At 59.7% G+C, this 23,242-nt stretch carries 29 protein-coding genes; 25 read left to right on the top strand and 4 right to left on the bottom strand.

What is annotated here, in order from left to right; all coding sequences use genetic code 11:
- Positions 1-396 precede the first annotated feature (396 nt).
- Together fdxA and mutS are read right to left on the bottom strand one after the other, a co-directional pair.
- Positions 397-720: a ferredoxin FdxA gene (gene fdxA, locus GN234_RS12510; protein ID WP_109756621.1), complete on the bottom strand. Its 324-nt coding sequence runs from the start codon at positions 718-720 to the stop codon at positions 397-399.
- A 143-nt stretch (positions 721-863) separates the two neighbouring features.
- Positions 864-3,431: a DNA mismatch repair protein MutS gene (mutS, locus tag GN234_RS12505; protein ID WP_176688550.1), complete on the bottom strand. Its 2,568-nt coding sequence runs from the start codon at positions 3,429-3,431 to the stop codon at positions 864-866.
- A 605-nt stretch (positions 3,432-4,036) separates the two neighbouring features.
- On the opposite strand from mutS, the gene GN234_RS12500 reads away from it, so the two are divergent.
- The gene (locus GN234_RS12500) at positions 4,037-5,059 is read left to right on the top strand and encodes an IS110 family RNA-guided transposase (protein WP_176688549.1); all 1,023 of its coding nucleotides are present in this window, start codon (positions 4,037-4,039) and stop codon (positions 5,057-5,059) included.
- A gap of 377 nt (positions 5,060-5,436) precedes the next feature.
- Here GN234_RS12500 and GN234_RS12495 read toward each other — a convergent pair whose 3' ends face one another.
- On the bottom strand, positions 5,437-5,790 hold the full coding sequence (locus tag GN234_RS12495; protein WP_176688548.1) for a DUF6124 family protein: 354 nt from the start codon (positions 5,788-5,790) through the stop codon (positions 5,437-5,439).
- Between the two features lie 606 nt (positions 5,791-6,396).
- Here GN234_RS12495 and GN234_RS12490 point away from each other — a divergent pair.
- From GN234_RS12490 to GN234_RS12390, 21 genes are all read left to right on the top strand, one after another.
- Positions 6,397-7,131, top strand: a complete 735-nt coding sequence (locus GN234_RS12490) for a LexA family transcriptional regulator (protein ID WP_135847955.1) — start codon at positions 6,397-6,399, stop codon at positions 7,129-7,131.
- Between the two features lie 460 nt (positions 7,132-7,591).
- On the top strand, positions 7,592-8,020 hold the full coding sequence (locus GN234_RS12485; protein WP_109755645.1) for a hypothetical protein: 429 nt from the start codon (positions 7,592-7,594) through the stop codon (positions 8,018-8,020).
- A 124-nt stretch (positions 8,021-8,144) separates the two neighbouring features.
- Positions 8,145-8,303 carry a Com family DNA-binding transcriptional regulator gene (locus GN234_RS12480; protein WP_109755646.1) on the top strand — a complete coding sequence of 53 codons (159 nt, stop codon included), beginning with the start codon at positions 8,145-8,147 and terminating at the stop codon, positions 8,301-8,303.
- Positions 8,304-8,341: 38 nt separating this feature from the next.
- The gene (locus GN234_RS12475) at positions 8,342-8,923 is read left to right on the top strand and encodes a DUF642 domain-containing protein (protein ID WP_163855163.1); all 582 of its coding nucleotides are present in this window, start codon (positions 8,342-8,344) and stop codon (positions 8,921-8,923) included.
- 68 nt (positions 8,924-8,991) lie between these two features.
- Positions 8,992-9,342 carry a phage holin family protein gene (locus GN234_RS12470; RefSeq protein ID WP_109755648.1) on the top strand — a complete coding sequence of 117 codons (351 nt, stop codon included), beginning with the start codon at positions 8,992-8,994 and terminating at the stop codon, positions 9,340-9,342.
- A gap of 47 nt (positions 9,343-9,389) precedes the next feature.
- Complete coding sequence (locus GN234_RS12465) at positions 9,390-9,902, top strand: hypothetical protein (protein ID WP_109755649.1); 513 nt, start codon at positions 9,390-9,392, stop codon at positions 9,900-9,902.
- Between the two features lie 3 nt (positions 9,903-9,905).
- Entirely contained in the window at positions 9,906-10,517 is a 612-nt protein-coding gene (locus GN234_RS12460; protein WP_176688547.1) for a phage baseplate assembly protein V, read from the top strand.
- Positions 10,518-10,528: 11 nt separating this feature from the next.
- Positions 10,529-10,861, top strand: coding sequence for a phage baseplate protein (locus tag GN234_RS12455; RefSeq protein WP_109755651.1), 333 nt, complete (start codon positions 10,529-10,531; stop codon positions 10,859-10,861).
- Positions 10,858-11,853, top strand: a complete 996-nt coding sequence (locus tag GN234_RS12450) for a baseplate J/gp47 family protein (protein ID WP_176688546.1) — start codon at positions 10,858-10,860, stop codon at positions 11,851-11,853. Before GN234_RS12455 ends, GN234_RS12450 begins: the two co-directional genes overlap by 4 nt.
- A complete protein-coding gene (locus tag GN234_RS12445; protein WP_176688545.1) occupies positions 11,850-12,494 on the top strand; it encodes a phage tail protein I in 645 nt (214 codons plus the stop codon). The genes GN234_RS12450 and GN234_RS12445 overlap by 4 nt, the downstream gene beginning before the upstream one ends.
- A complete protein-coding gene (locus GN234_RS12440; protein ID WP_176688544.1) occupies positions 12,491-13,021 on the top strand; it encodes a hypothetical protein in 531 nt (176 codons plus the stop codon). Before GN234_RS12445 ends, GN234_RS12440 begins: the two co-directional genes overlap by 4 nt.
- Positions 13,022-13,046: 25 nt before the next feature.
- On the top strand, positions 13,047-13,667 hold the full coding sequence (locus tag GN234_RS12435) for a hypothetical protein (protein WP_176688543.1): 621 nt from the start codon (positions 13,047-13,049) through the stop codon (positions 13,665-13,667).
- A 9-nt stretch (positions 13,668-13,676) separates the two neighbouring features.
- The gene (locus tag GN234_RS12430; protein WP_176688542.1) at positions 13,677-13,934 is read left to right on the top strand and encodes a tail fiber assembly protein; all 258 of its coding nucleotides are present in this window, start codon (positions 13,677-13,679) and stop codon (positions 13,932-13,934) included.
- A gap of 85 nt (positions 13,935-14,019) precedes the next feature.
- Positions 14,020-14,247, top strand: coding sequence for a hypothetical protein (locus GN234_RS12425; RefSeq protein WP_122565427.1), 228 nt, complete (start codon positions 14,020-14,022; stop codon positions 14,245-14,247).
- Between the two features lie 2 nt (positions 14,248-14,249).
- Complete coding sequence (locus tag GN234_RS12420) at positions 14,250-15,416, top strand: phage tail sheath protein (protein WP_176688541.1); 1,167 nt, start codon at positions 14,250-14,252, stop codon at positions 15,414-15,416.
- Positions 15,416-15,922, top strand: a complete 507-nt coding sequence (locus tag GN234_RS12415) for a phage major tail tube protein (protein ID WP_109755659.1) — start codon at positions 15,416-15,418, stop codon at positions 15,920-15,922. The genes GN234_RS12420 and GN234_RS12415 overlap by 1 nt, the downstream gene beginning before the upstream one ends.
- A gap of 151 nt (positions 15,923-16,073) precedes the next feature.
- A complete protein-coding gene (locus GN234_RS12410; protein WP_176688540.1) occupies positions 16,074-16,640 on the top strand; it encodes a phage tail assembly protein in 567 nt (188 codons plus the stop codon).
- Positions 16,641-16,768: 128 nt separating this feature from the next.
- On the top strand, positions 16,769-18,823 hold the full coding sequence (locus GN234_RS12405) for a phage tail tape measure protein (protein WP_176688539.1): 2,055 nt from the start codon (positions 16,769-16,771) through the stop codon (positions 18,821-18,823).
- Positions 18,823-19,206: a phage tail protein gene (locus GN234_RS12400; protein WP_134923014.1), complete on the top strand. Its 384-nt coding sequence runs from the start codon at positions 18,823-18,825 to the stop codon at positions 19,204-19,206. Before GN234_RS12405 ends, GN234_RS12400 begins: the two co-directional genes overlap by 1 nt.
- Positions 19,199-19,411, top strand: a complete 213-nt coding sequence (locus tag GN234_RS12395) for a tail protein X (protein ID WP_063322730.1) — start codon at positions 19,199-19,201, stop codon at positions 19,409-19,411. Before GN234_RS12400 ends, GN234_RS12395 begins: the two co-directional genes overlap by 8 nt.
- Positions 19,412-19,420: 9 nt before the next feature.
- On the top strand, positions 19,421-20,437 hold the full coding sequence (locus tag GN234_RS12390) for a contractile injection system protein, VgrG/Pvc8 family (RefSeq protein WP_176688538.1): 1,017 nt from the start codon (positions 19,421-19,423) through the stop codon (positions 20,435-20,437).
- A gap of 54 nt (positions 20,438-20,491) precedes the next feature.
- Here the strand turns inward: GN234_RS12390 and GN234_RS12385 are convergent, their stop codons facing one another.
- Entirely contained in the window at positions 20,492-21,301 is an 810-nt protein-coding gene (locus tag GN234_RS12385; RefSeq protein ID WP_233459544.1) for a lipopolysaccharide biosynthesis protein, read from the bottom strand.
- Between the two features lie 271 nt (positions 21,302-21,572).
- Here GN234_RS12385 and GN234_RS12380 point away from each other — a divergent pair, with 271 nt between their 5' ends.
- From GN234_RS12380 to GN234_RS12370, 3 genes are all read left to right on the top strand, one after another.
- Positions 21,573-22,118: a glycoside hydrolase family 19 protein gene (locus GN234_RS12380; RefSeq protein WP_116831590.1), complete on the top strand. Its 546-nt coding sequence runs from the start codon at positions 21,573-21,575 to the stop codon at positions 22,116-22,118.
- Positions 22,119-22,129: 11 nt separating this feature from the next.
- Positions 22,130-22,630: a lysis system i-spanin subunit Rz gene (locus GN234_RS12375; protein ID WP_411828788.1), complete on the top strand. Its 501-nt coding sequence runs from the start codon at positions 22,130-22,132 to the stop codon at positions 22,628-22,630.
- Positions 22,631-22,700: 70 nt separating this feature from the next.
- On the top strand, positions 22,701-23,201 hold the full coding sequence (locus tag GN234_RS12370) for a CinA family protein (protein ID WP_176688536.1): 501 nt from the start codon (positions 22,701-22,703) through the stop codon (positions 23,199-23,201).
- Positions 23,202-23,242: the final 41 nt, after the last annotated feature.

Raw genomic sequence — 23,242 nt, 5'->3', positions numbered from 1 at the left:
CAGCTTGTAAGCTTTTGCCTAGTATTGCGTAAGTGTTTGGTTTCCCATTGAAGGGATAGACGACTATGGAAACCGTAAAATTTTCTGTACTTTAATGATTTTAAAGGAGAATTTAATTGATGAACGTGGTGTGACAACGTGCGTTGACCGTATCAGGTGAATTGCACTCGTCCGGGAAAACACTAATATCAGTCCTGTGTCGACGGACAGACACACCCGTCAAGGACGATGGGAAGGAAGGACATCGCAGGACGCGATTCATCAGGATGATGAATAGGATTAAAGGGATTAGGGAAAAAATGTGGGCGGGTCAAACCGCCCCTTTTTTTTGCCTGCGATTTTGTTCGAGGCAGCAAAAAGGCCCATGAGGGGCCTTTTCGAGGAGCGCAGGGGTAATCAGCGTTCGAGGTCTGCGATCTTGCCAGGCTTGCCATCCCACTCTGCGGCGTCCGGCAGGGCGTCTTTCCTCTCGGTGATATTCGGCCAGATATCCGCCAGCTCGGCGTTCAGCTCGATGAAGTTCTCCATGCCGGTCGGCACTTCGTCCTCCGAGAAAATGGCATTCGCCGGGCATTCCGGTTCACACAGGGCGCAGTCGATGCACTCGTCCGGGTGAATGACCAGGAAGTTCGGGCCTTCGTAAAAGCAGTCCACCGGACAGACTTCTACGCAGTCGGTGTACTTGCACTTGATGCAGTTGTCGGTGACGACGAAGGTCATTTCTAATTCTCTCCTCAGGCGGCGGCAGCGAATCCCCTTCACGGGTGGGGTCGCCAGGTTCGGGAGCGGTAGTCTGCGAACCAGGCTAATAGTCCGCAGCATCCCAAACCGCGCGAGATTCTAACAGCTTGAAAGCCTGTGCGTTAGATCCGTGTCTTCAATGTATAGAGTAAATCCAGCGCCCGACGTGGAGTCAGGTCGTCCAGATCGAGCTTGGCCAGTTCATCGAGCACCGGATGGGGCAGGCTGGCGAACAGGTCGCTTTGCTGTGGAGCGGCCGGTTTGCCTTTGATCGGGCGCGGTGCTTCGTGGGGCAGGCTGGTAGTTTCCAGGCGGCTCAGGTGTTCGCGGGCACGGCTGATCACTTCGCTCGGCACGCCGGCCAACTGCGCCACTGCCAGGCCGTAGCTCTGGCTGGCCGGGCCGGGCAGCACGTGGTGCAGGAAAACGATGCGTTCGTTGTGCTCGGTGGCGTTGAGGTGCACGTTGGCCACCAGCGGCTGGCTTTCCGGCAGTACCGTCAGCTCGAAGTAGTGGGTGGCGAACAGGGTGTAGGCTCGCAAATGCGCCAGCCGTTCGGCCGCCGCCCAGGCCAGGGACAGGCCATCGAAGGTGCTGGTACCGCGTCCGACTTCGTCCATCAGCACCAGGCTGCGTTCGGTGGCGTTGTGCAGGATGTTCGCGGTTTCGCTCATTTCCACCATGAAGGTCGAGCGCCCACCGGCCAGGTCATCGCTGGAGCCGATCCGGGTGAAAATCCTGTCTACCAGGGACAATTCGCAGCTCGCTGCTGGTACGAAGCTGCCGATGTGGGCCAGCAGCACGATCAAGGCAGTCTGGCGCATGTAGGTGGATTTACCACCCATGTTCGGACCGGTGATCACCAGCATGCGGGTGTTGTCGTCCAGGCTCAGGTCGTTGGCCACGAACGGCGTGGTCAACACTTGCTCGACCACCGGGTGACGACCCTGGCTGATGCGCATGCACGGTTCGCTGACGAAGCGTGGGCAGTTCAGGTCCAGGTTCAGTGCGCGTTCGGCCAGGTTGCTCAGCACGTCCAGTTCCGCCAGGGCACTGGCGGTGTCCTGCAAGGGCGGCAGTTGGCTGATCAGGTCCTCGAGCAGTGCTTCATAGAGCATCTTTTCCCGAGCCAGGGCGCGGCTCTTGGCCGACAGCGCCTTGTCTTCGAACGCCTTGAGTTCTGGAGTGATGAAGCGCTCGGCACCCTTGAGGGTCTGGCGGCGAACGTAGTCCGCCGGGGCCTGTTCGGCCTGCTTGCTCGGCAATTCGATGAAATAACCGTGGATGCGGTTGTAGCCGACCTTGAGGTTGGCCAGGCCAGTGCGGGCTTTTTCCCGGGCTTCGAGGTCGATCAGGAACTGGCCGGCGTTTTCGCTCAGCGATTGCAGTTCGTCGAGTTCGGCGTCGTAGCCGGTTTTCAGCACGCCACCGTCACGGATCACCGCCGGAGGGTTATCGATAATGGCTTTTTCCAACAGCGCGGCCAGCTCCGGGTAGGTGCTGGTGGTGTGCGCCAGTTGCTGCAGGTGCGGTGCTTCGAGGTCGGTCATCGCCACTTGCAGCTCGGGCAGGGCGCCGAGGGCATCACGCAGGCGTGCCAGGTCACGGGGACGGGCATTGCGCAGGCCGATACGGGCGAGGATGCGCTCGATGTCGCCGATTTCCTTGAGCTGCGGCTGCAACTGCTCGAAGCGATAACGATCCAGCAGGCAGGTAATGGAGGACTGGCGCGCCAGCAGCACCGTCAGGTCGCGCAGTGGGCGGTTCAGCCAGCGGGTCAGCAGGCGGCTGCCCATGGCGGTCTGGCAGCGGTCGACCACCGACTGCAAGGTATTGTCGCGCCCGCCGGCCAGGTTGGTGTCCAGTTCCAGGTTGCGCCGGCTCGCGCCGTCCAGCACCACCGTGTCATCCAGGCGTTCGTGGCGCAGGCTGCGCAAGTGGGGCAGGGCGGTGCGCTGGGTTTCCTTGGCGTAGGCCAGCAGGCAACCGGCAGCACCAATGGCCAGGGTCAGGTTTTCGCAGCCGAAGCCCTTGAGGTCCTGGGTGGAAAACTGCTGGCAGAGACTTTTCAGCGCCGAATCACGTTCAAAATCCCACGGCGCCCGACGCCGCACGCCACGGCGTTTTTCTGCCGGCAGGTCTTTGGGCCAGTCATCCGGGATCAACAGCTCTACCGGGTTGACTCGTTCGAGCTCCGCCAGCAGGTTTTCCCAGCCCTTGATTTCCAGCACCGAGAAATTGCCGCTGGTGATGTCCAGCACCGCCAGGCCGAACAGGCGCTCATCGCCCAGGACTGCGGCGATCAGGTTGTCCCGGCGTTCATCCAGCAGGGCTTCATCACTGACTGTGCCCGGTGTGATGATACGTACGACTTGGCGTTCCACCGGCCCTTTGCTGGTGGCCGGGTCGCCGACTTGCTCGCAGATCACCACGGACTCGCCGAGCTTGACCAGCTTCGCCAGGTAACCTTCCGCCGCGTGGTAAGGAATCCCGCACATCGGAATCGCCATGCCCGCCGATTGCCCACGCGCCGTCAGGGTGATGTCCAACAACTTGGCGGCTTTCTTCGCATCTTCGTAGAAGATCTCGTAGAAGTCGCCCATGCGGTAGAACATCAGCTGGTCGGGGTGCTGGTTCTTCAGGCGCCAGTATTGCTGCATCATCGGCGTGTGGCTGGAGAGGTCGTTCACGGCTGTATTCATGGGTGTCAGGCAGGCTCGTTGAAAGGTTTGGGCAAAAGGAGGGGCATTGGCCCGGCTTTTCCGCGATGGGCGCAAGGTTAACATGGGCGGTCTGGTGCGACCCATATGTGAGTGGTTTTCAGGGTTGTGTGCTTATCCGTTTTTTCGGTAACGGCTGCTTATGGTTCCGCCCTGACGGCGGGTCATTCGAAAAGCGCGAAAGTAACCAAAGCGCTTCTGCCCCACCACTCGGTGCCTCGCTTAGGCTCGGCATGCCTGAACGAAGGCATTGCTTCGTTCAGCCATCGTGGTTAACGGGGCGCCGAGATCAACGTCCACCGCGAGGCGGCCTGACAGCCGGCCTGGCTCTCTCGGTCGTACACCCATCATATCTGTGGGAGCAAAGCTTGCTCGCGAGGCGGCCTGACAGCCGGCCTGGCTCTCCCGGTCGTACACCCATCATATCTGTGGGAGCAAAGCTTGCTCGCGAGGCGGCCTGACAGCCGGTCTGGTTCTCTGGCTGTACGCCGATCCAATTAATGAAATGGCTACCCCCACCGCCCCCTGCGATCGCCCACTAAGCTTTCGCAGGGGGCTCATCGGAGACTGTTGCCATGAACAAAGTAGCTATTGCCGCCATCGATTTGGGAAAACACTCCTTTCACCTGCATGCTCAAGATGATCGTGGTCATGAGCTTTATCGCAAAAAATTTACTCGAGTGACGCTCGCTCAACACCTGGCGAATCTCGAACCTTGCACCGTCGTGATGGAAGCTTGTGGCGGAGCCCACTTCATGGCGCAGGAGGTCGCGAAGCTGGGACATACGCCCAAGCTCATTGCTCCTCATCTCGTGCGTCCTTACGTGAAGAGCAACAAGAACGACTTCGCTGATGCCGAGGCGATCTGCGAGGCAGCGACTCGCCCAACGATGCGCTTTGTGCCGCCAAAAAACCAAGCTCAGCAGGCGCTAGCCATGCTCAACTCGACCCGCGATTCGTTCATCAAAGACCGCACCGCGACCGCCAATCGGATTCATGCCGCCCTTCTGGAGGTGGGCATCAGCCTGGCCCCAGGCTTCAAATCCATCAAAGAGCTTCCGGCGCGGCTGGAGGCGAGTTCACTTTCTGAACGCTTCAAAATTCTGATGAAGCTGCATGAGCACTTCAACCACCTGGATGAGCAGGTCAAGACACTGGACAAGGACGTGGAGAGCCAGGCCGCTGAAGATGATCTGGCGGCTCGTTTGATGACTATGCCCTGTGTCGGGCCGATCACCTCCAGCGCCCTGGCTGCTGAGTTGGGCGATGGTAAACAGTTCAAGTGCGGGCGAAACTATGCGGCCTCAATCGGGCTGGTGCCCAAACAGCATTCCACGGGCGACAAGACGGTACTGCTGGGCATCAGCAAGCGCGGTGATCGGAATCAGAGGCGTCTGCTCATCCAGTGTGCCCGAGTCTACTTAATGCAGCTGGAGCGCCAAAGAGGCTGGCTGGCGGACTGGGTCCGGCAGCTGTTGGCCCACCATCACTCCAACCATGTGGTCTGCGCGCTGGCCAATAAGATGGCGAGGATCGCTTGGGCGATTGCGGCACACCACACTGAATTCGATGCAGGGCCAGCTGCGATGAACACCTGACCCTGCTGTCATCCGAGCACCACCCACCTGGTTTTGCGATGCTGGATAACTGATGACGTGAACGGCCAACCGGCCTGACGACAACCCTGAGCTCCCACACGGCTGAAAGGCCGTCCAATTAATTAGGATCGTCGGGCATCGATTCTCATCGAGGCGCGGGGCCACAACCCCACTCAGACGCCGGATAGATGAAAGCAAGCCAACCACGCATCAAAAACAGTATTGCAGAAAAGGGGATAACCATAGATGTGGGAGCGAGCCTGCTCGCGATGACGGCAGCCAAAACAACTTAGTTGTCACTGGACTACCGCTATCGCGAGCAAGCTCCACAGTGATTGCTCGGGCTTCTCTCAGGTCTCGGCCTGCATCATGAATGCTTACCTCACCTCAACCACATCCCATGCTCGATTCGCCAGCAACTGGCTCAGTTCGATCATCTGCTGGACCCCTAGGGCGATATTTCGTCGCGAGCCCTTCAGGTCGAATGCCAGGTCGCTGACCATGGCGTTGGCCGAGGCCAGGGTTTCGCTGAGGTTGGCGAGCAGGCATTCGGCGTCGATGTTCGGGGCGATGATGAAAAGGGTGTCGGGTGTGTCGCCGGTTTCTTTGTCGGCTTTGGGTTTGAGGTAATAGTCCAGGGCACGAGTGGCCGCGTCGTCGAGTTTTTTGGCGTTGGCCGATTGGCTGCGGGAGATGTGATCGTCTGGGGGATTTGGTGTGTTCTTCGGCATTCTATGGATCCTTGAAGTTGAGCCACCACTCACTCGCGACTAAACGAGGGGTGGCAGCTGTACGCAGGTTAGTCGACCGGGGATCCAAGAAACCGGCGCGCCCGAGGGCGCCCTGCGCACAGCTACCATCAAGTGCAGGAATAGAAGTACCTGACTGAATGGAGCAATGAGCACCTTGGAATACCGAGCGACTAAACCCGATCACTGATGGGCAGTGACAGGATCAAAAGTACCGATGGGCCCCAAAGCGCACAAGCCGGCGGATTCTGGCGTAGTTGTAGGCAGGGGCGCAAGGCGACGTAGCCTTGTGTTGCGCTTTTGAAGGACGGATTTGAAGTCTTTTCCTAGGAACGTGTAGGGCGAATTCCCCATGTGATCAGCAGGGGCATCAGATATGGAGCCAAGCTCCTGTGGCGAGGGGATTTATCCCCGTTGGGCTGCGTAGCAGCCCCCTAAGTGGCTAGTGCACCTGTAGGGCCGCTTGGCGTCCCAGCGGGGATAAATCCCCTCGCCACAGTGAATCAAGTGAGGCTTGAGTGAGGCGTATTGCCTATTTATGCAAAACAGCATTTGTCTTCCGCAAAAAGAACAAGCATCATGCGCGTTATGCAAAAACGCAACGTTTCTACCGTATTAAGAGCATTGCTCGATCAGCACGGGATCTCCCCCACGGAGCTTCACCGGCGTACCGGCGTGCCTCAGTCCACCCTCTCGCGGATCCTCAGCGGCAAGATCGTCGATCCTTCGGATAAACACATCTCGAAGATTGCCGAATACTTCGCCGTGAGCACCGACCAGTTGCGCGGGCGCGCGGACGTTGTGCCTATCGGCAGCGCCCGCCGCGACGAGCCGCATTCCGAACTCAAGGATATAAGCCTGTGGGACGACGATACGCCTGTCGAAGAAGACGAGGTGTCGGTCCCTTTTCTGCGTGAGGTTGAATTGGCTGCTGGATCAGGAAGATTCGTCATCGAGGAAAGTGAGCGCTCTAGCCTGCGCTTTGGCAAACGCAGCCTGCGCCATAACGGCGTGCAGTTCGACCAGGCCAAATGCGTGACGGTGCGCGGCAACAGCATGTTGCCAGTGCTGCGCGATGGGGCAACGGTCGGGGTGAATGCAGGCAAATGCGGGATCGGCGACATCGTCGACGGCGACCTCTATGCCATCAACCACAACGGCCAACTGCGGGTGAAGCAGCTTTATCGCCTGCCCACCGGCATCCGCCTGCGCAGCTTCAACCGCGACGAGCATCCGGATGAGGACTACACCTTTCAGGAAATGCAGGATGAGCAAATCGTCATCCTCGGTCACGTCTTCTGGTGGGGCATGTACGCCCGCTAACCCCTCCGCTGTCAGATGAAACCCGCCGCTGTGCGGGTTTTTTTTCGCCTCCTGAAAACCCGCAACCCCTGTACTTACAAGGGTTTCATGCATTTACGCATTTTAAATGCATAAATAAATGCATTTGCGCATTGACAGTATATGCATCCATGCATATTCTGTGTCCAAGCCGCTCGACAAAGCGGCTGGCAACAAAGCTCTTTAGTTCCACCAACAGGCAGCGATGAACCGGCCTTAACGGTTCAGAGGGTTGGCAACTGACCCGGGTGTGCAGCGTAAAGCACCAGAAGCAGTTATCCGGCGGGCAGGGACCGCGGCCGGAGGAACAATTTGAATGGATCCGTACCGCGCCAGTCGCGCCGAAAGATCAAGCGCATTACTGGAAAGCCTGGGCAACCGGGCTTTTTGGAATGCCTCTGTATCAACGCTCCCAAAACCATTACCTGAAGGAAGTAGATCAATGAAAAAACTATTCAGTGTTCTGATCGCAGCCGTCCTGGCGGCCCAGGTCACCCATGCGCTGGCTGAAACGTCCCCTGTCGGTTCGTGGCAATTCGCGTCTTACCATGTTCCGGGCGGTAGTTTTTATGCCAACCAGACGATCTGTTTCAAAGCGGACAATACCTGGTACTCAAGCTCGCAGGCTGGCTGGAACGGCGCATGGTTCCAGAACGGGGACGATCTCCAGTGGAATGGGAGTGTGCCAATGCCAGGCGCAGGGAGTGCCAATAATCTCGCGACCATTGCCATGGGTAAGTTGGTGGTTGCTGGCTCAATGTCGGGTAACTACGCGGAATGGTCGGCACCCAGCGCGCTGCCGCTGTCGTGGGACAGGCACTACACCTACACCATGACTTACAAAGGCGCGACCTGCGCTGCTCCAAAGTGACGCCAACCCTGTTCCATTAAAGGCACGTCGAAAGATCAACTGCATTACTGAAAAGCCTGGGCAACCGGGCTTTTTGGAGTGTCCGTGCAAGGCACTTCAAACCGCTGCCAATGGAGGGCTTTCAATGCTGAAGGATTTCAGATGCGGTAGCTGCAAAAGGCTTCTGGCCCGCATGGGCGAGAACACCGAACTCCAGATCAAATGTGCCCGATGCGGGACGTTGAATCATGTGAAGGCCCTTGAGCCTCGAGTGATCGCCAGAGAGCGAGATGAGCGCTGTTGATCAACCGCGTGATCAATCTATAACTCAAGAGGTGAATCATGAGTCGTTTCAAGAAATACGTTGCCCCGCTGTTGCTATCCATTGCGCTGCTCGGTGTTGGGAGCAACGCTAGCGCCGCCAACCTTCTGGTCAACGGCAGCTTCGAACAGCCAGGCTGCAGCGGCAGTTGCATCCTCGATACCCCGGCGAAAGCCAATTTCATCACCGGTTGGACGACGTTTCTGTCCGGTGCCGAGTACTTCAATATGCCCGCCTCGATCGGGGGGGCCGTGGCTGCGGATGGCGTTGTGATTGTCGACCTGGCCAATTATGTCTACGGCAACGGCGGGGGGATCCAGCAGAACTTCGCTACCGCAGTCGGCGCCAAGTATCGATTGACCTTCAGCGCGGGTAATTCGCGCTACGCCAGCCGCTCCGGCGACGGCACCATTCAGGTCAAGGTGGCGGGGCAGAGTGTCACCTTCGACACGCCGTCGGCCAAAGGTACCGCAGTGGAGTGGAGCACCATCACGTATGACTTCACGGCCACTTCGGCCCAAACGACTTTGGCGTTCTCCAATGAGCAGAACCCTTACGCCCACTTCGCCTTCATCGACAACGTCAGCGTTGAGCCACTGTAAGCCAACGATTGTCCTGCGAAGACCCGCCGCCCCCAAGCACTCATCCCTCACCCCCCAGGAAGCGTGACATGACAAACGAGCAACAAGCGTTGCTGGACATGCCGATCTGGCTGGTCATCGTGCTCGCCCTGGTGGGTGGGGTGACTGGCGAGATGTGGCGTGCCGACAAGGAGGGCGCCCGAGGCTGGTCGCTGCTACGTCGCCTGGCCCTGCGTTCCGGCGCCTGCATGGTCTGCGGCGTCTCGGCGATCATGCTGTTGTACGCCATGGGCTTGTCAATCTGGGCCGCTGGCGCCTTTGGTTGCCTGACGGCGATGGCCGGGGCGGACGTGGCCATCGGTCTTTACGAACGCTGGGCCGCCAAGCGGATGGGCGTCAGTGAGCTGCCGCCGCGCGATCCCCGTTCCGACCAACACTGATCCCTCGCTGGTGATCTCCGTGCCGCCATAAAAAACAGGAGGCCTTGATGCCTGCCGTCCTCGAAAAACCGTCGCAGCTGTTCGCCGCCGTTGCCCAGACGCTGCGCGCCACTTACCCCACTTTGAAAATCGGCAGCCCCCAGGATTTCGATGGCACCGACGACCAACCCTGGGTGCTGATTGCCCTTGAGCGTGATGGGCCTGGCCACCGTGCCAACGACGGGCGTATCGCCCATGTCCTGACGGTTTCCCTGCAAGTGGTCATGGCTGTTCCGGGCTGGGATGCCTGCGACTTGGCCGCTGAGCTGAAACACCTGGTTGTGGATAACCGCTGGGGGCTGTCGGCCAATCAATGCGATCTGCCCACGGAGCTCGATGGCCTGCCATCCACGTTCATTAACCCGGCGCGGGCGTACACCGCCTGGACCCTTTCCTTCAGTCAAACCCTGTACCTCGGCCCGACGCTGCTGGAGGACCCGCTGGGCATCCCGAAGTTTGCCCGTACCTGGGAAGTCTCGAACATCGACGACCCGGACCAATACACCGCACTCGAGGGTTGAGCCATGTTTGATGCGCTATTACGGATGCATCTGGGGCCGATCATCGAGCGGCTGGCACAGATGGAAACCGAGTTGGAAGACTTGCATCGGCGTGCGGAGAGTTTCTGCCGTATCGGCGTTTGCCAGGAAGTCGATGCGGCCAGCAACACCTGCAAGGTCAGCCATGGTGGGTTGCTGACCCCGGCGATCCGCTTTTTCAACCCGAGTGCCGGCGCCCAGAGCGAGTCGCGGATTCCGTCCGTGGGTGAGCAGTGCCTGTTGCTGAACCATGGCGGCGGCGAGGGCGGCGGGCAGGCGGTGGCGTTGTTCGGCCTCAACGGCGGTCAGTTTCCGCCCGTCTCGACCCAGGCCACGTTGACGCGTCGCCTCTATCAGGATGGTACGGAAAACGGCTACGACCATGCCAGCCATGTCCTGCACTGGCAAAACGGTCCGGCGGCATTCACCGGTTCTCGTGAGTCGCTCCAATTAAGCATTGGCCCGGCGAGGTTGGCGATGACGCCCGAGGCTATCGACTTGCAACTGGGCGCCGTCGGCATTCGGCTCGACGCCTCCGGTGTGCACCTGAGCGGCCCGGTGGTGGATCACCAGGGACGTGTCATCAGTACCGCATAAGAGATTTCCCCATGATTGGAATCGATCGAAATACCGGCGCCACGGTCGACGACTGGCTGCAATTTGTCCAGCGCGCCACTCGGGCGTTGACCACGCCGTTGGGCACGCGGCAGAAGCGCCCTTTGTATGGCTGTGCACTCACGCAATTGCTCGGGCAGAACCTCGGCGATGACTTGCTGATTCTGGCCCAGAGCCACGCGGCCCAAGCGTTCTACAACCCGGACAATGGCATCGGTGATTTCGAGCCGCAGGTCATTGTCGCCAGCCGACAGGGCGCCGGTTTGTTGTTGCGCTTCGCCGGCATCTGGAAAAACCGCAAACAGACTTTCGAGGTGGTGACATGAGCATGTTGATACCCGGCCAGAACCAGTTGGCCGAACCGGCCATCGTCACCGTCGAAGCGTTCGAGGACCTGCTCGCCGAATTCAAGACCTTCGTGGTCGAGTACGTCGCTGCACGCTCTCCCGCCAGCGCGGCGAAGCTGGTGGACAGCCTGGAAAACGAAAGCGAACTGCTGACCCTGGCCCTCGAGGCGTTCTGTGTCCGCCTGCAAACTCACGAACGCAAATACAACGCCCGCATCAAGCAGATGCTGGCGTGGTGGGCCACCGGCACCAACCTCGATGCGCGCCTCGCGGACATGGGCCTTGAGCGGCAGTTGCTCGATCCCGGCGATCCGGCGGCGTTCCCGCCCATCCCCCCGGTCTACGAGAGCGATGATGACGCCCGCTTGCGCTACTACCTGGCGCCCCATGCCCCGGCGGCTGGCTCGCGCATGCAGTATCGACGGGAGATCTTCACCCTGGGCGAACGGCCTGCCGTGAAGGTGGAAAACGCCGCAGCGGGCGTGGTGACGGTCACGTATACCTTCGACCCGGATGGATACGCGGCGCAGATCAAGGACGGCAACGGACGCCGCACCGCGCCGGGCGAAGTCACGGTCACGGTGCTGTCCCGAGAGGGCAATGGCACACCGTCCGAGGCGCTGCTCGAGGGCGTTCGCCAGCATTTCGCCCGACCTGATGTGCGACCGGAAACCGACCTGGTCATCGTCCAGGCCGCGCAAATCAAACCCTACAAGATCCGCGTCGTGGCGAAGATCAACGCCGGCCCGGATTCGGGCTTGACCAAGGTCGCTGCCGAGCAGCAATTGCAGGCGTACGCCGAGGCGTGCCATCGCCTGGAAGGTCGGGTGGACCCGAGCTGGATCGACTACACGCTGCACAGTGCGGGCGCGGTTCAGTTGCAGATTCTCGAACCGCTGGCGCCGATTGTGACGACGGCTTTCCAAGCCCCGTACTGCACGGGCGTCGAGGTCGAGGTGGATACGTTATGAGTGACGACACACCTCGCCCAAGCCTGTTGCCGGCCAACAGCTCGGCGCTGGAAAGGGCGCTCGATCTGGGCTTTGCCCGGTTGCTCGAGCGTATCGATCCGCCGTTTCCTGAGTTGATGAACGCGAATCAGACCCCGTCCGCTTTCCTGCCTTATCTGGCGGCGGATCGCGGTGTCAGCGAGTGGGATGCGGCCGCCAGCGACCTGGAAAAACGTCTGACGGTTTCGCTGTCCTGGCAGATCCAGCGCCAGGCTGGCACTCGCCAGGCCCTGAACCATGCAGTCGAGTCTTTGGGGTTCACGCCTCACGTCACCGCCTGGTACGAACAGCAACCCAATGCCCATCCCTACACCTTTGATGTGCAAGCCATCATCGGTCAAGGCTGGGCCAGTGGTGATCACAATCGCTTGATACAGCGAATCAATGCAGCCAAGAGCGAGCGTGACCAGGCCACCATCACCCTCGTGCATCAAACGCGCGGCGGCCTGGCAGCGGCGGCAGTTTTGCACGGGCCGCTGAGCGACGGTGAGCTGTTTTTGTGCGGGGCACTGCCGCTACTCAATCTCGGTGCGCGGCTTATCGGCATTGGGATTTCCCAACGCTACACCATTAACGATTACGACCTCAGGGCGCAGCCATGACAGAAGATATTACGCGCTTGGTTCGCTTCACTTCCGCCGGTCTGGCGGAAGTGTTGCAGGCAAAGAACCAAGGCTTGAAAGGTGAGATCACTCACATCGGTGCCGGTACCGCTCGCTACGATCCCAACGGATCGGAAACGGCGCTTCGCAATGAACGGCAGCGCGTGGCGATCGTGGATTACGAAGACCTCGATCCAGGGCAACTGAGAATGGCCGCCTTGTTCGACGGGCCTGATGAATACGAGATCGGCGAATTCGGTTTTTATCTCTCCACCGGCACGCTGCTGGCTGTGTACTCGGTGGCTGGAAAGTTGCTGACTTACAAAGCCGCTGCAGCGCGAGTGTTGCAAAAATTCACGCTGGATATCTCTCCGCTGCCAGCGCAAAGCGTCACGGTGGTGGTGGGGTCCGACGATCTGAACATCCTGTTGAGCGAGGAAATCGCCGCGCTGGCGACGGCCAACATCGACAACATGGCCCGGCATGTCGATTTGATGTTTCGGGTGATGACGCTTGAAGCCAAATAAATCAATAGCACAAGGAACTTGAAACGTGAGTCTGGAAACCACTATCGCGTCGCTGGTGACAGCGGCCAACAACTTGACCACGGTGGTCAATGGAAAGATCGGCAGTATCAACACGACCATGGCCACGGCTTTGGTTCAGTTCAATGAATGGCGAAGCCTGAAGGATGTGGAGGGGGATCCGAACGCTCTTGGCACGATCCGCCGCAACGTACTGCAAGGACATGTTTACGGGACTGGCGGCGTCTATGGCGCCACGGCACAGGGTGATTTTGTCTCCACCAACCTGGGCGTCAGCACAAACGTGTACATGCATTTCAAAGTGCCGCTTAACATCAATGTCAATTCGGAGATGTTCTGGTTCAACATAAAGGGGTACAGCTACGGCACGGCAAAGATAATCGACGAGACGTTGGTGGGGTATTGCTATCAGCCTACGCGGGTCCTGCAAAATGTCTCGACCTTCGGGAATATGACCCCCGCTGTCTATGCCGATACAAACGGCAATATTGTCATGCGGATTCTGGTTCCCAATATCTACTACACCACCGTGCGCATCGACACGATGCGGGTGGGCAATGGTCGATTGTTCAATCTGGGCGACTTGAGCACCAAATTGTCCTTGGCCGAAACCGTTGTCTTCAGTTAAGGAACGAACATGTCTGATATATCCAACGCTGATACGCTTGAAATTCCACTCGCCGTACCGTCGCGTGAAATCGAATGGGCTGCCATTCGCAACCGTCGCAACCAGCTTCTGCGGGACACGGATTTCACTCAACTGCCGGACTACCCAGCGACAGACGCACAGCGCGCCGAGGTTAAGTCCTACCGCCAAGCCCTGCGGGATATCCCCGAGCAGATCGAGGATCCATCGAACCTGGTCTGGCCCGTGCTACCGACCTTCGTCAAGTAACCCCAACCGCGACAGCGGTTTTTTTTCGCTCGCAATAAGCCCCGTGACGGGGCTTTTGTGTTTTTCGCGTCTGGAGACCCCGTAGATGCCCATTCGTAAGCAATACACCGTGCTGTTGCCATTCCCTGCCGGCGGCGGCCACTGGTCGAGCATCGGCCAGAAGCTCGAACTGCTGGATGTCGAGGCTAATGCCTTGCGCAGTGCTGGTCGCCTTGAGCTGACCAGCGTCCTGGAGGCGCACAAACAGGCTGTCGACACGCAAGCCATCCCAACCCAACCGGCCAAAAAGGCCACAACCAAAAAGGCTGAATAACCATGGCTGAGGTTTTGAACTTCGAGCACAACGGCATTACCGTCAATGCCACTGAATCTCCCGAGGCCATGGGTGGCCTGGGTGACAACGTCATCGGGCTGGTCGGCACCGCGCCGAATGCCAATCCGCTGATTCCGAAAAACACCCCGTTCCGTATCAACAGCTTCACCACCCAGGCCCAGCTGGACCCGACCGGTGCCGAGGCGGGTACGCTGTTCCAGGCGGTCTACCAGATCCTCAAAGTGGTCAAGGTGCCGGTCTACGTCGTCATCGTCGAAGAGGGCGCGACTCAGGCCGACACGCAGAACAACGTCATCGGCGGCATCGAGGCGCAGACCGGGCGCAAGTTGGGCTTGGCCGCGTTGAGCGGGGTCGCTGAAGACCTGACCATCATCGGCGCGCCGGGCTTCACCGGCACCAAGGCCGTAGCCAGCGAGTTCGCCTCGTTCGGCAAGCGCATCAAGGCACGTGTGGTGCTCGATGGCAAGGACGCCTCGGTCGCCGATCAAGTGACTTACAGCCAGGAGCTGGGCGGCGCCGACCTAGGGTTTGACCGTTGCCTGGTAGTGCACAACATGCCGGCGGTGTACTCCAAGGCGGCGAAGAAAAACGTCTTCCTGGCCCCGTCGAGCCTGGCCATCGCCGCATTGGCCAAGGTCAAGCAATGGGAGAGCCCGGGCAACCAGGTGACCTTCGCCGAAGACGTCTCGCGCACCGTCGAATACAACATCCTCGACACCTCCACCGAAGGCGATCTGCTCAACCGCTACGGCGTCAGCTACTACGCCCGGACCATCCTCGGCGGCTTCTCGCTGCTGGGTAACCGCTCCATCACCGGCAAGTTCATCAGCTACGTCGGCCTGGAAGATGCCATCAGCCGCAAGCTGGTGAAAGCCGGTCAGAAGGCCATGGCCAAGAACCTGACCAAGTCGTTCATGGACCAGGAGGTCAAGCGCATCAACGACTGGCTGCAAACCCTGGTCGCCGACGAAACCATCCCCGGCGGCAGCGTGTACCTGCACCCGGAATTGAACAGCGTCGAGAAGTACAAGAACGGCACCTGGTACGTGGTCATCGACTACGGCCGCTACGCGCCGAACGAACACATGATTTATCAACTCAATGCCCGCGATGAAATCATCGAGCAGTTCCTGGAGGACGTTCTCTAATGTTTACCAACCGCGTAAGACAGGCCATCGCGGCCACCCTGCAAGGCCTGCCGTTGTCGGCGACGGTGGAAGAGTTCAGCCCGCCGAAGATCGAATTCGACATGGAAGATATGCGTGGCGGCCGTTTCATTGGCGAGGAAATGGTCAAGAGCGGCAAGGTGCTGACGGCCAAGTTGACGCTGCAAGGTCTCGGCCCGGAAATCATGCTGGCGCTGGGCGTGAGCGTGGGCGATGACATTCTGCTGAACGTTCGTGAAGCCGGTCAGGATCAGGACGGCAACACTTGGTTCACTTACCACACGGTCGGCGGCAAGTTGAAATCCCTCGAGGAAACGCCGCTGAAAATGAGCGAGAAGCCCAAGACCAACCTTGAGCTGTCCTGCCGCACCTACAACCGTCTGGAAAACGGCGTTCCGGTGATCGACATCGACGTGCGCACCCAGAAGTTCGTGCTCAACGGCGTCGACATTCTCGGCGATGCGCGCCGTGCGGTGCTGTTGCCTTAAACACCCGCCAGCCGGCTGAACAAAACCCCTGTGGGAGCGAGCCTGCTCGCGATAGCGGTGTATCAGACATCTCGATGCTGAATGTACCTCCGTCATCGCGAGCAGGCTCGCTCCCACAGGTTGTCCCCTGATTCACCAAGGAACTGATTTCATGTCCTGGATGCCTCCTACACATGAGCTGCTTTCGCCGATCACCGCTGACGACGAGTCGCAGATCGAGCAGCTCCAACTCAAACCCTTGTACTACGCCGCGCAGAAAGACGCCCTGGCCCGTGCCGGCGATGACGAAGACGATCAGTTTTTCGAACTGGCCAAATTGGCCACCGGCCTGTCGGTCAGGGAACTCGACCAGCTCAAGCGCCCGGACTACGTCAGCATTGCCCAATACGTGCACGACATGTCCACGCGCCCGGCGTCGTATTTTCTGGATGATCCGCAGACCGACCCCGACCAGGTGCAACTGCTGCAACCGCTGAACGTGGCGGGCCGTAGCCTGACGTCGCTGACGTTGGAAATGCCGGTGCTGCGTGCCACCAAGGCGATGAAGAAACTGAAGACGGCCAAGGAACGCGCCGAGTTCATCACCGCCCATTGCACCGGCCTGATGATTCCCGACCTGGACCTGCTGAGCGTGCCCGACTGGACGCAACTTCAGGTGCGCATCGACGATTTTTTAAACAAACCGGCGGACTACTTTCGGAGCGCGACATCGAAGTGATTCTCGATGTGGTGCCGCTCATTTACTCGGTAAGTGAGGCGGAAATCCTGGAGTGGGACGCCGGCAAGGCCTTGCGCCGTTACGACATCGCGATCACTCGCCTTGGCGTGAAACAGGAGTAGAGCGGGATGGCGGACGATAGATATTCGCTCAAATACGCAGCCTTCAATGAGAGTGGGCTGGCGTTCGGTAATACCAGCCTCGCCAGTGGCGTGTCGGCACAGGGCGCGTTTGCCAGGGACCAGCTGGCGAGTCTCGATCTGGCGCTGGAAACGCTCGGGCTCAAGCTCGGGCTGCTGACCACGGCGATCGAGTCGCTGACCGTGAAGCTGTCGGCGCAACGATTGTTCTCCCAAACGATGGGCATCGGCGCCAAGGGCGAGTCGGCCAATGAGCCAAAGGGCAAGTCGGGTGGCGGTATCGAACCACCCGAGTTGCTCAAACCCGCGATAGCGATGGATTCGGCCATGGCCGATCTGAAGCTGGCCACCCAGTTTACCCCTCGCCAGATCGCAGAGATGGCTGAGCCGACTCAGCAGATCGCCCGCGCACCGCTGGTAGCAGCCGGCGGAACCAAAGCGGTTGACCTGGTGAGAATCGAAAGCCTGGCAGCCAGTGCTGGCATCGGTCGCGATCTGCCCCATGCATCGGACCGACAGTTCGAACTGTTGCGCTTTGCCAGTGATGTTGGTGTCACTGCATCGGCGTTCAGAAAACCGGCCATGGAAGTCGCCGAGATGATGGTCGGCTGGCGCACCTCCATGAAGCTCAGCGGCGCTCAAGCCTTTGACCTGGCGGATGCCATCAACCAGTTGAGCAAGATCCCCGGTGGGGCGAAACCGGGAGACATCGGCGCCGTCTTGCAGCGTGACGGTGCGGCGGCGACGACGGCGGGCCTGGCTCCTGCGCAAGCGGCAGCGTTGACGGCGGCATTGCTCAATACCGGCACGCAACAGGCTGAAGCCGGCGTGGCGCTTGATCACTTCACGACTGCCCTGGGCAAGGGGGATCAGGCCTCTGCCACCGAGCAAGCGGCCTGGAAGCAACTGGGCCTGAAGCCGAACGCGGTGGCGAGCGGCTTGCGTGACAAGGACACGACGTCTGGCACGGTGATGACGGTGCTTGCGGCCTTGAACGCGCAGCCAGCTGAAAAACGCTCTGCCATTGCCGCCACGCTATTTAGCAATGGCGATGAGGCGGCGCTGCGCATGGCGCAGAAACTTGCCGATGTGAATGAAGCCTTCGGACAAGTGAAAGACCCGGCCCAATACGCCACGTCGCAGTTGGGTGATAAGGGTTCGGTAAGGCAGGACGCGTTGGCGCTGTCGAATACCCAGCAAGGCCAGTGGAATGTCTTGGGTGCACGTGCTGAGCGTCTGTCGGTGACCACGGGCAATGCCCTGGCGCCCGTGGCGGATAGCTCGCTTCAGGCGTTGGGTTCGCTGGCCGATGGCATGAGTGAATTGGCTGAGTCCTCACCTAAAGCCGCCGCGGCAATTGTGCTTGTCGCCGCAGCGATCAAACCGCTGGTGAGTGCGTTGCTCAAGGCGGTTACGGATGAGCTGAGTAACCAAGCGGCCAAGCGCGTATTGGGGGCTGCGAGCGTTGGAGCTGGGGTGAGTGCCAGCGGTTCCCTGGTCGGCGTGGGTGCTTCGATACGCACGGTTACCCGCTTTATACCCGGGGCGTTCGCGCTGAGTGCCGCCCCCGAGGTGGTCGAAGGCGCGATGAGCGGCGACGCTCGAATGATCGGTGCTGGCCTCGGAACCGCTGGCGGCGGCTGGGCAGGGGCGTCGGCTGGCGCTACCGCCGGAGCCACTGTCGGTACTTTTTTCGGCCCGCTCGGCACCGCCATTGGCGGAGCACTTGGCGCGGTCGTTGGCGGACTGGCCGGTAGCTGGATCGGTGGAGAGTCGGGCTCCTGGCTGGGTGACCAACTCGCCACGCCCGCCGACAAGCTCCCCCCTCCGGATCAGGCCGCCAAGGCGCTGACCAATGCCCAGGCCACCACGGCACAGAACACCATGACCGCGAACATCTACATCAACGGCCAGGACCAGGCCAGCGCCAGTCAATTGGCCAACCTGGTGGTGCAGCAGCTCTCGGGCCAATTCGGCTTAACGACCATGCCCAACACACTTGCCATGCGCAGTGACGCGGCCCTGACCGACGGAGGTACGTGATGCGCCAACAAATGGCATTGGGCAGTTTCATTTTTGGCCTGTCGAGAAATTTTGCCTACCACCAACTGGTGCACACGTCGGACGGTGGCTGGAAAAACATCGACATTCTCACCAGCAAACCCAAGTCGAGCCAGATCGGCCAGGGCCTGCAAGAACTGACGATCACAGGCAAGTCGATGTACGCGACCGCCATGGATCGCCTCGATGAACTGCGCGCCCTGCAGGCACAGCGCATTCCGCTGCCGTTGGTCGATGGCATCGGCCGCAACTGGGGCCTGTGGCAGATCAACAAGGTCACGGAAACCCAGACCGAAATCATTGATGACGGCACGGCGATGGTGGTCGGCTGGGTGGTGGTATTGATGGAGTTCGCCAATGCGTAGGGTTCGAAGTATCGCCGGTGATTCGGTGAATCTGTTGCTGTATCGCGAGTTGGAGCGTTGTGACGACATCGTCGAGGAAGCGCTCTGGCGGCTCAATCCGGGATTGGCTGAGTGGGGCCCGGTATTGCCGGCGGGCGTGTGGGTGGTCTTGCCGGAAGTGGATCTCAAACCCGTGGCAACCCCACCGGTTTCGGCCTGGGATTAAGGAGGCAACATGTCACTGGGTTTCACGCCGGCGGTGGAAATTTATGGTGCAAACGCGGCACTGCTCAACGAACGCTTGCTCAAGTGGTCGCACGTCGACGCGGCGGGGATCGAGTCCGATCAACTGACGCTGACGATCAGCCTGGACGGGCTTGAAGGGATGCCCAGCCTGGGTGGAAAAATCGGCCTGCGGGTCGGTTATCTGGAGTCGGGGCTGGTGGATAAGGGCGAGTTCGTCATTACCGGACGCACGCCGATGCTGTTTCCCCTGCAAATGGTCCTGGTGGCCATGGCCGCGCCGTTCAGCGCGGCGGACCAGAGCGGGTTCAAGCAACGTCGATCCGTCAGCCATGGCCCGACGACCCTGGGGGCGCTGTTTCGGCAATTGACCAGCAGGCACGGCTTTTCTCCTCGTGTCGCGCCGGATCTGTCGCTGATAAAAATCGAGCACGTCGACCAGTCCAACGAAACCGACATGGGGTTCCTGACGCGCCTGGCCCACCGTTATGACGCCGTCGCCAAGCCAATCAACGAGTTGTATGTGCTGGCTCGGCGCGGTCAGGCGAAGTCGTTGTCGGGCAAGGTCTTGCCGGAGATAAAGTTGTCGGTGACCACCAACAATCGCCCGGGGGATAACGCCTTTATCTCGGCCAAGCTGGAAGAAACCGCCCGGGCGAAATACCAGGGCTGCAAGACCAGTTGGTGGGACGCGGCGGCCGGCAAAGTGCGTGTCGAGGAGAGTGGCCTCGCGCCGTTCAAGACCCTGCGCCAACGGTTCCAGAGCGCCGACGATGCCCGCGCCGCTGGCGAAGGCGAGGTGCGGCGGATGATGCGCGAGGCCCTCAAGGTGACGATCGAATGCCCTGGCAATCCGGGATTATCTGCTGAAGGCATCGTGCTGTTGGACCCTACCTGGCCGGATTTCATGCGCGGTCGCTGGTCGATTGACAAGGTCACTGCCAGCGGTGACCGGGAAAAAAGCTATCGCTGCAGCATTGAAGCGACCTGTCTCGATGCCAGGGCTTGACGTTCACCCATGAGAGCGGTTTTTGATGGGCGTCTATTTGGACGAGTTGCGACTTCAGGTTGCAAGTATTCGCTTCGCATCATCAACGCTTACTTTCGGGATGATGTGTGTGGGAACCCTGGAGGTGGAGGATAAGTTGTAAACCTGGAAACGGCTATCGATGACGGAGTTCGCCATCAGCTTCAAGGACGGCAGGATTCGGGTGTGATAGTGCTGGTCCAGGCCGCAGGGCGACCGGTTGATCTGGGCCGTTTCATAAAATCGGCCTGCGGCCTGGTTCAAGTCGAAGCCTACGAGGAACACCTTGTTGAATCCCAGGTGGTAGGCGACCTGCAGGGCAAGGTACATGACGGTTCGCGCATCGAAGCAGCCAGCGGCGAGGTCTTTGCTGAAGCCGATGTCTTTGCTGCGTTTGCTCAGGAAAGATGTTTTTCGGACGAGCGACTTTTCTCTGCCAAACAAGGTCGCCAAGAAGGAGGCCCTCGGGGCTTTTTTAAGGCTCAGGGAGCGTCCGCTTGGCGGGGTTTCAATGGCTTCGAATTGATCTTCCCATAACGCGACGTGTTCGCTGAGCCGCATGGCCGTGGCAAACAGCTCAGGTTGCTGACGCGGGAAATCATTGTCGGAGCAGACATAGAAGAATGGTTTTATATCGGTGTGGGTGAACATCGATATGGCGCCATTCATGGTGATCATCGGGATGTCTGAAAACTCATGGATAGGAAAATGCTTCGCCGAATTGCCTGAGGCGATAATAAAGACAGGGCCGCTTTTTACGCTCTTCAGTTCATCAGGGGAGATTTGCCTGGACGGGGCGGCGGGGGGATCCTTGGTGTATGACCTATCTGAGGTTTCCTTGCTCATTTGTCCTTCCTTAATGTTCAGGTCATCGCTTGTGCAACGATTATTCGGACACGTCGCTTTCCAGTTGAGGGGCAGCTTGGATAACGGCCGGTTTCCGGCTTTTCCATCGGCACGCTCAAAGTGATTCGCGACGTTACGATCTACTAATCGACTGAAATTGTTGCTTTTTGTTCAGTCCGGTTTCGCTCTGAATACGATGCCGATTTCAGCATCCGCCATCGTCATGAGCGATTTTTCGACGATGTCTTTCAATTGCGTTAAGGAGAACGCCATGCCCATCACACAGGCACAACTGCTACAGATCCTCCCGAACGCCGGCACAAACGCCGGCGTTTTTGCACCTGTGCTGAACGTAGCCATGGGACGTTATCAGGTCATCGGCTCGAAGCGCGTCGCCGCATTCATTGCCCAAGTGGGTCATGAGTCCGGTCAACTGCGCTACGTGCGTGAGTTGGGCAATGATGCCTATCTGTCGAAATATGACACCGGCCCGTTGGCCCTGCGCCTGGGGAACAGTCCACAAGCCGACGGTGATGGTCAGAAGTACCGGGGCCGGGGTTTGATTCAGATTACCGGTCGGGCTAACTATCAGGCGTGCGGCGAAGCCTTGGGCCTGGACCTGGTCAATGAGCCGGCGTTGCTGGAGCAGCCACGGTGGGCCGCTCATTCGGCGGCCTGGTTCTGGGCGGTCCATGGGCTCAATGCTCTGGCTGACGCGGGACTTTTCGACAAGATCACGCAGCGGATTAACGGTGGCCAGAACGGCGCGACGCAGCGTCGGGCCTTTTATACACAGGCGCTGAAGGTGCTGGGATGAACCCCGTCGTAATGAGGTTCGCCCCGGTGTTCATGCTGGTGCTTCTGCTGTCGGCGGCCGGTGTAACGTGGAAAGTCCAGGATTGGCGCTACGGCAAGGCATTGGCGGAGCAGGCCAGGCTACAGGCCGAAACCCTGCGTCAGTTGACCTTGTCGAGCGCTATTGCACAGCAGCACGAAACCGACAAACGACTGGCTCTGGAGCAGCAACTCTCCACCAGCGAACAAACCCATTACCGAGCCCTGAGCGATGCCCAACGTGACCAGGATCGCCTGCGCGATCGCCTTGCTACTGCCGATGTCCGGCTGTCAGTCCTCCTCGACGCCGATGATGTTGCCGCCGGCTGTGCAGTGCCTGCCACCACCCGCCCCGGCGGCGTGGATCATGGCGCCCCACGCGCCCGACTTGACCCGGCGCATGCTCAACGAATTATCGCCATCACCGACGCCGGTGATCGCGGATTGATTGCCTTGCAGGCCTGTCAGGCCTATATCAGAGCGCTGGGTCGGTAATCCGGCGAGCCTTGCAAGCTTCGGCTGCTCGTGTACGGTAGGCCCCATTGTGTCGAATCAGGAGAGCATCATGGACGACATTACCGAACTGGCCGCCGAACTGGGCAGGCGCCTGCAATTGCTCAATGCCCATGTGACCACGGCCGAATCCTGTACGGGCGGGGGGATTGCCGAGGCAATCACCCGGATTCCCGGGAGCTCGGCCTGGTTCGAGGCGGGGTTCGTGACCTATTCCAATCGTCAGAAGACCCAGCAGTTGAACGTGCCGAGCGAGTTGTTCGAGACGGTGGGGGCGGTCAGCCGCGAGGTGGTCGAGGCTATGGTGCGGGGCGCCCAGCACAAGAGCCTGGCGCGTTTTGCTGTGGCGGTCAGTGGCGTAGCGGGACCGGACGGTGGTTCGCCGAACAAACCGGTGGGCACGGTCTGGCTGGCCTGGGGCGTTGGCGAGAAGGTCGTCAGCGAGCAGCAATTCTTTCCGGGCAACCGCGACGAGGTTCGCCGACAAACGGTGAAGGCCGCGCTAGAGGGGCTGCTGCAACATGCCGCTGTAGAAATCTCAAATCAGGGGTAGGCGATCTTCGAACGCTGTGGAATAATACTGGCTACTTATAC

Source organism: Pseudomonas bijieensis (genome assembly GCF_013347965.1).
GTDB classification, from domain to species: domain Bacteria; phylum Pseudomonadota; class Gammaproteobacteria; order Pseudomonadales; family Pseudomonadaceae; genus Aquipseudomonas; species Aquipseudomonas bijieensis.
This window is presented reverse-complemented; position numbering and strand designations above follow the sequence as displayed.

Coding starts and splice junctions, on each gene's coding strand:
- fdxA (WP_109756621.1), bottom strand. CDS start 720: ATGACCTTCGTCGTCACCGACAACTGCATCAAGTGCAAGTACACCGAC.
- GN234_RS12500 (WP_176688549.1), top strand. CDS start 4,037: ATGAACAAAGTAGCTATTGCCGCCATCGATTTGGGAAAACACTCCTTT.
- GN234_RS12495 (WP_176688548.1), bottom strand. CDS start 5,790: ATGCCGAAGAACACACCAAATCCCCCAGACGATCACATCTCCCGCAGC.
- GN234_RS12490 (WP_135847955.1), top strand. CDS start 6,397: ATGCAAAAACGCAACGTTTCTACCGTATTAAGAGCATTGCTCGATCAG.
- GN234_RS12485 (WP_109755645.1), top strand. CDS start 7,592: ATGAAAAAACTATTCAGTGTTCTGATCGCAGCCGTCCTGGCGGCCCAG.
- GN234_RS12480 (WP_109755646.1), top strand. CDS start 8,145: ATGCTGAAGGATTTCAGATGCGGTAGCTGCAAAAGGCTTCTGGCCCGC.
- GN234_RS12475 (WP_163855163.1), top strand. CDS start 8,342: ATGAGTCGTTTCAAGAAATACGTTGCCCCGCTGTTGCTATCCATTGCG.
- GN234_RS12470 (WP_109755648.1), top strand. CDS start 8,992: ATGACAAACGAGCAACAAGCGTTGCTGGACATGCCGATCTGGCTGGTC.
- GN234_RS12465 (WP_109755649.1), top strand. CDS start 9,390: ATGCCTGCCGTCCTCGAAAAACCGTCGCAGCTGTTCGCCGCCGTTGCC.
- GN234_RS12460 (WP_176688547.1), top strand. CDS start 9,906: ATGTTTGATGCGCTATTACGGATGCATCTGGGGCCGATCATCGAGCGG.
- GN234_RS12455 (WP_109755651.1), top strand. CDS start 10,529: ATGATTGGAATCGATCGAAATACCGGCGCCACGGTCGACGACTGGCTG.
- GN234_RS12450 (WP_176688546.1), top strand. CDS start 10,858: ATGAGCATGTTGATACCCGGCCAGAACCAGTTGGCCGAACCGGCCATC.
- GN234_RS12445 (WP_176688545.1), top strand. CDS start 11,850: ATGAGTGACGACACACCTCGCCCAAGCCTGTTGCCGGCCAACAGCTCG.
- GN234_RS12440 (WP_176688544.1), top strand. CDS start 12,491: ATGACAGAAGATATTACGCGCTTGGTTCGCTTCACTTCCGCCGGTCTG.
- GN234_RS12430 (WP_176688542.1), top strand. CDS start 13,677: ATGTCTGATATATCCAACGCTGATACGCTTGAAATTCCACTCGCCGTA.
- GN234_RS12425 (WP_122565427.1), top strand. CDS start 14,020: ATGCCCATTCGTAAGCAATACACCGTGCTGTTGCCATTCCCTGCCGGC.
- GN234_RS12420 (WP_176688541.1), top strand. CDS start 14,250: ATGGCTGAGGTTTTGAACTTCGAGCACAACGGCATTACCGTCAATGCC.
- GN234_RS12415 (WP_109755659.1), top strand. CDS start 15,416: ATGTTTACCAACCGCGTAAGACAGGCCATCGCGGCCACCCTGCAAGGC.
- GN234_RS12410 (WP_176688540.1), top strand. CDS start 16,074: ATGTCCTGGATGCCTCCTACACATGAGCTGCTTTCGCCGATCACCGCT.
- GN234_RS12405 (WP_176688539.1), top strand. CDS start 16,769: ATGGCGGACGATAGATATTCGCTCAAATACGCAGCCTTCAATGAGAGT.
- GN234_RS12400 (WP_134923014.1), top strand. CDS start 18,823: ATGCGCCAACAAATGGCATTGGGCAGTTTCATTTTTGGCCTGTCGAGA.
- GN234_RS12395 (WP_063322730.1), top strand. CDS start 19,199: ATGCGTAGGGTTCGAAGTATCGCCGGTGATTCGGTGAATCTGTTGCTG.
- GN234_RS12390 (WP_176688538.1), top strand. CDS start 19,421: ATGTCACTGGGTTTCACGCCGGCGGTGGAAATTTATGGTGCAAACGCG.
- GN234_RS12385 (WP_233459544.1), bottom strand. CDS start 21,301: ATGAGCAAGGAAACCTCAGATAGGTCATACACCAAGGATCCCCCCGCC.
- GN234_RS12380 (WP_116831590.1), top strand. CDS start 21,573: ATGCCCATCACACAGGCACAACTGCTACAGATCCTCCCGAACGCCGGC.
- GN234_RS12375 (WP_411828788.1), top strand. CDS start 22,130: ATGAGGTTCGCCCCGGTGTTCATGCTGGTGCTTCTGCTGTCGGCGGCC.
- GN234_RS12370 (WP_176688536.1), top strand. CDS start 22,701: ATGGACGACATTACCGAACTGGCCGCCGAACTGGGCAGGCGCCTGCAA.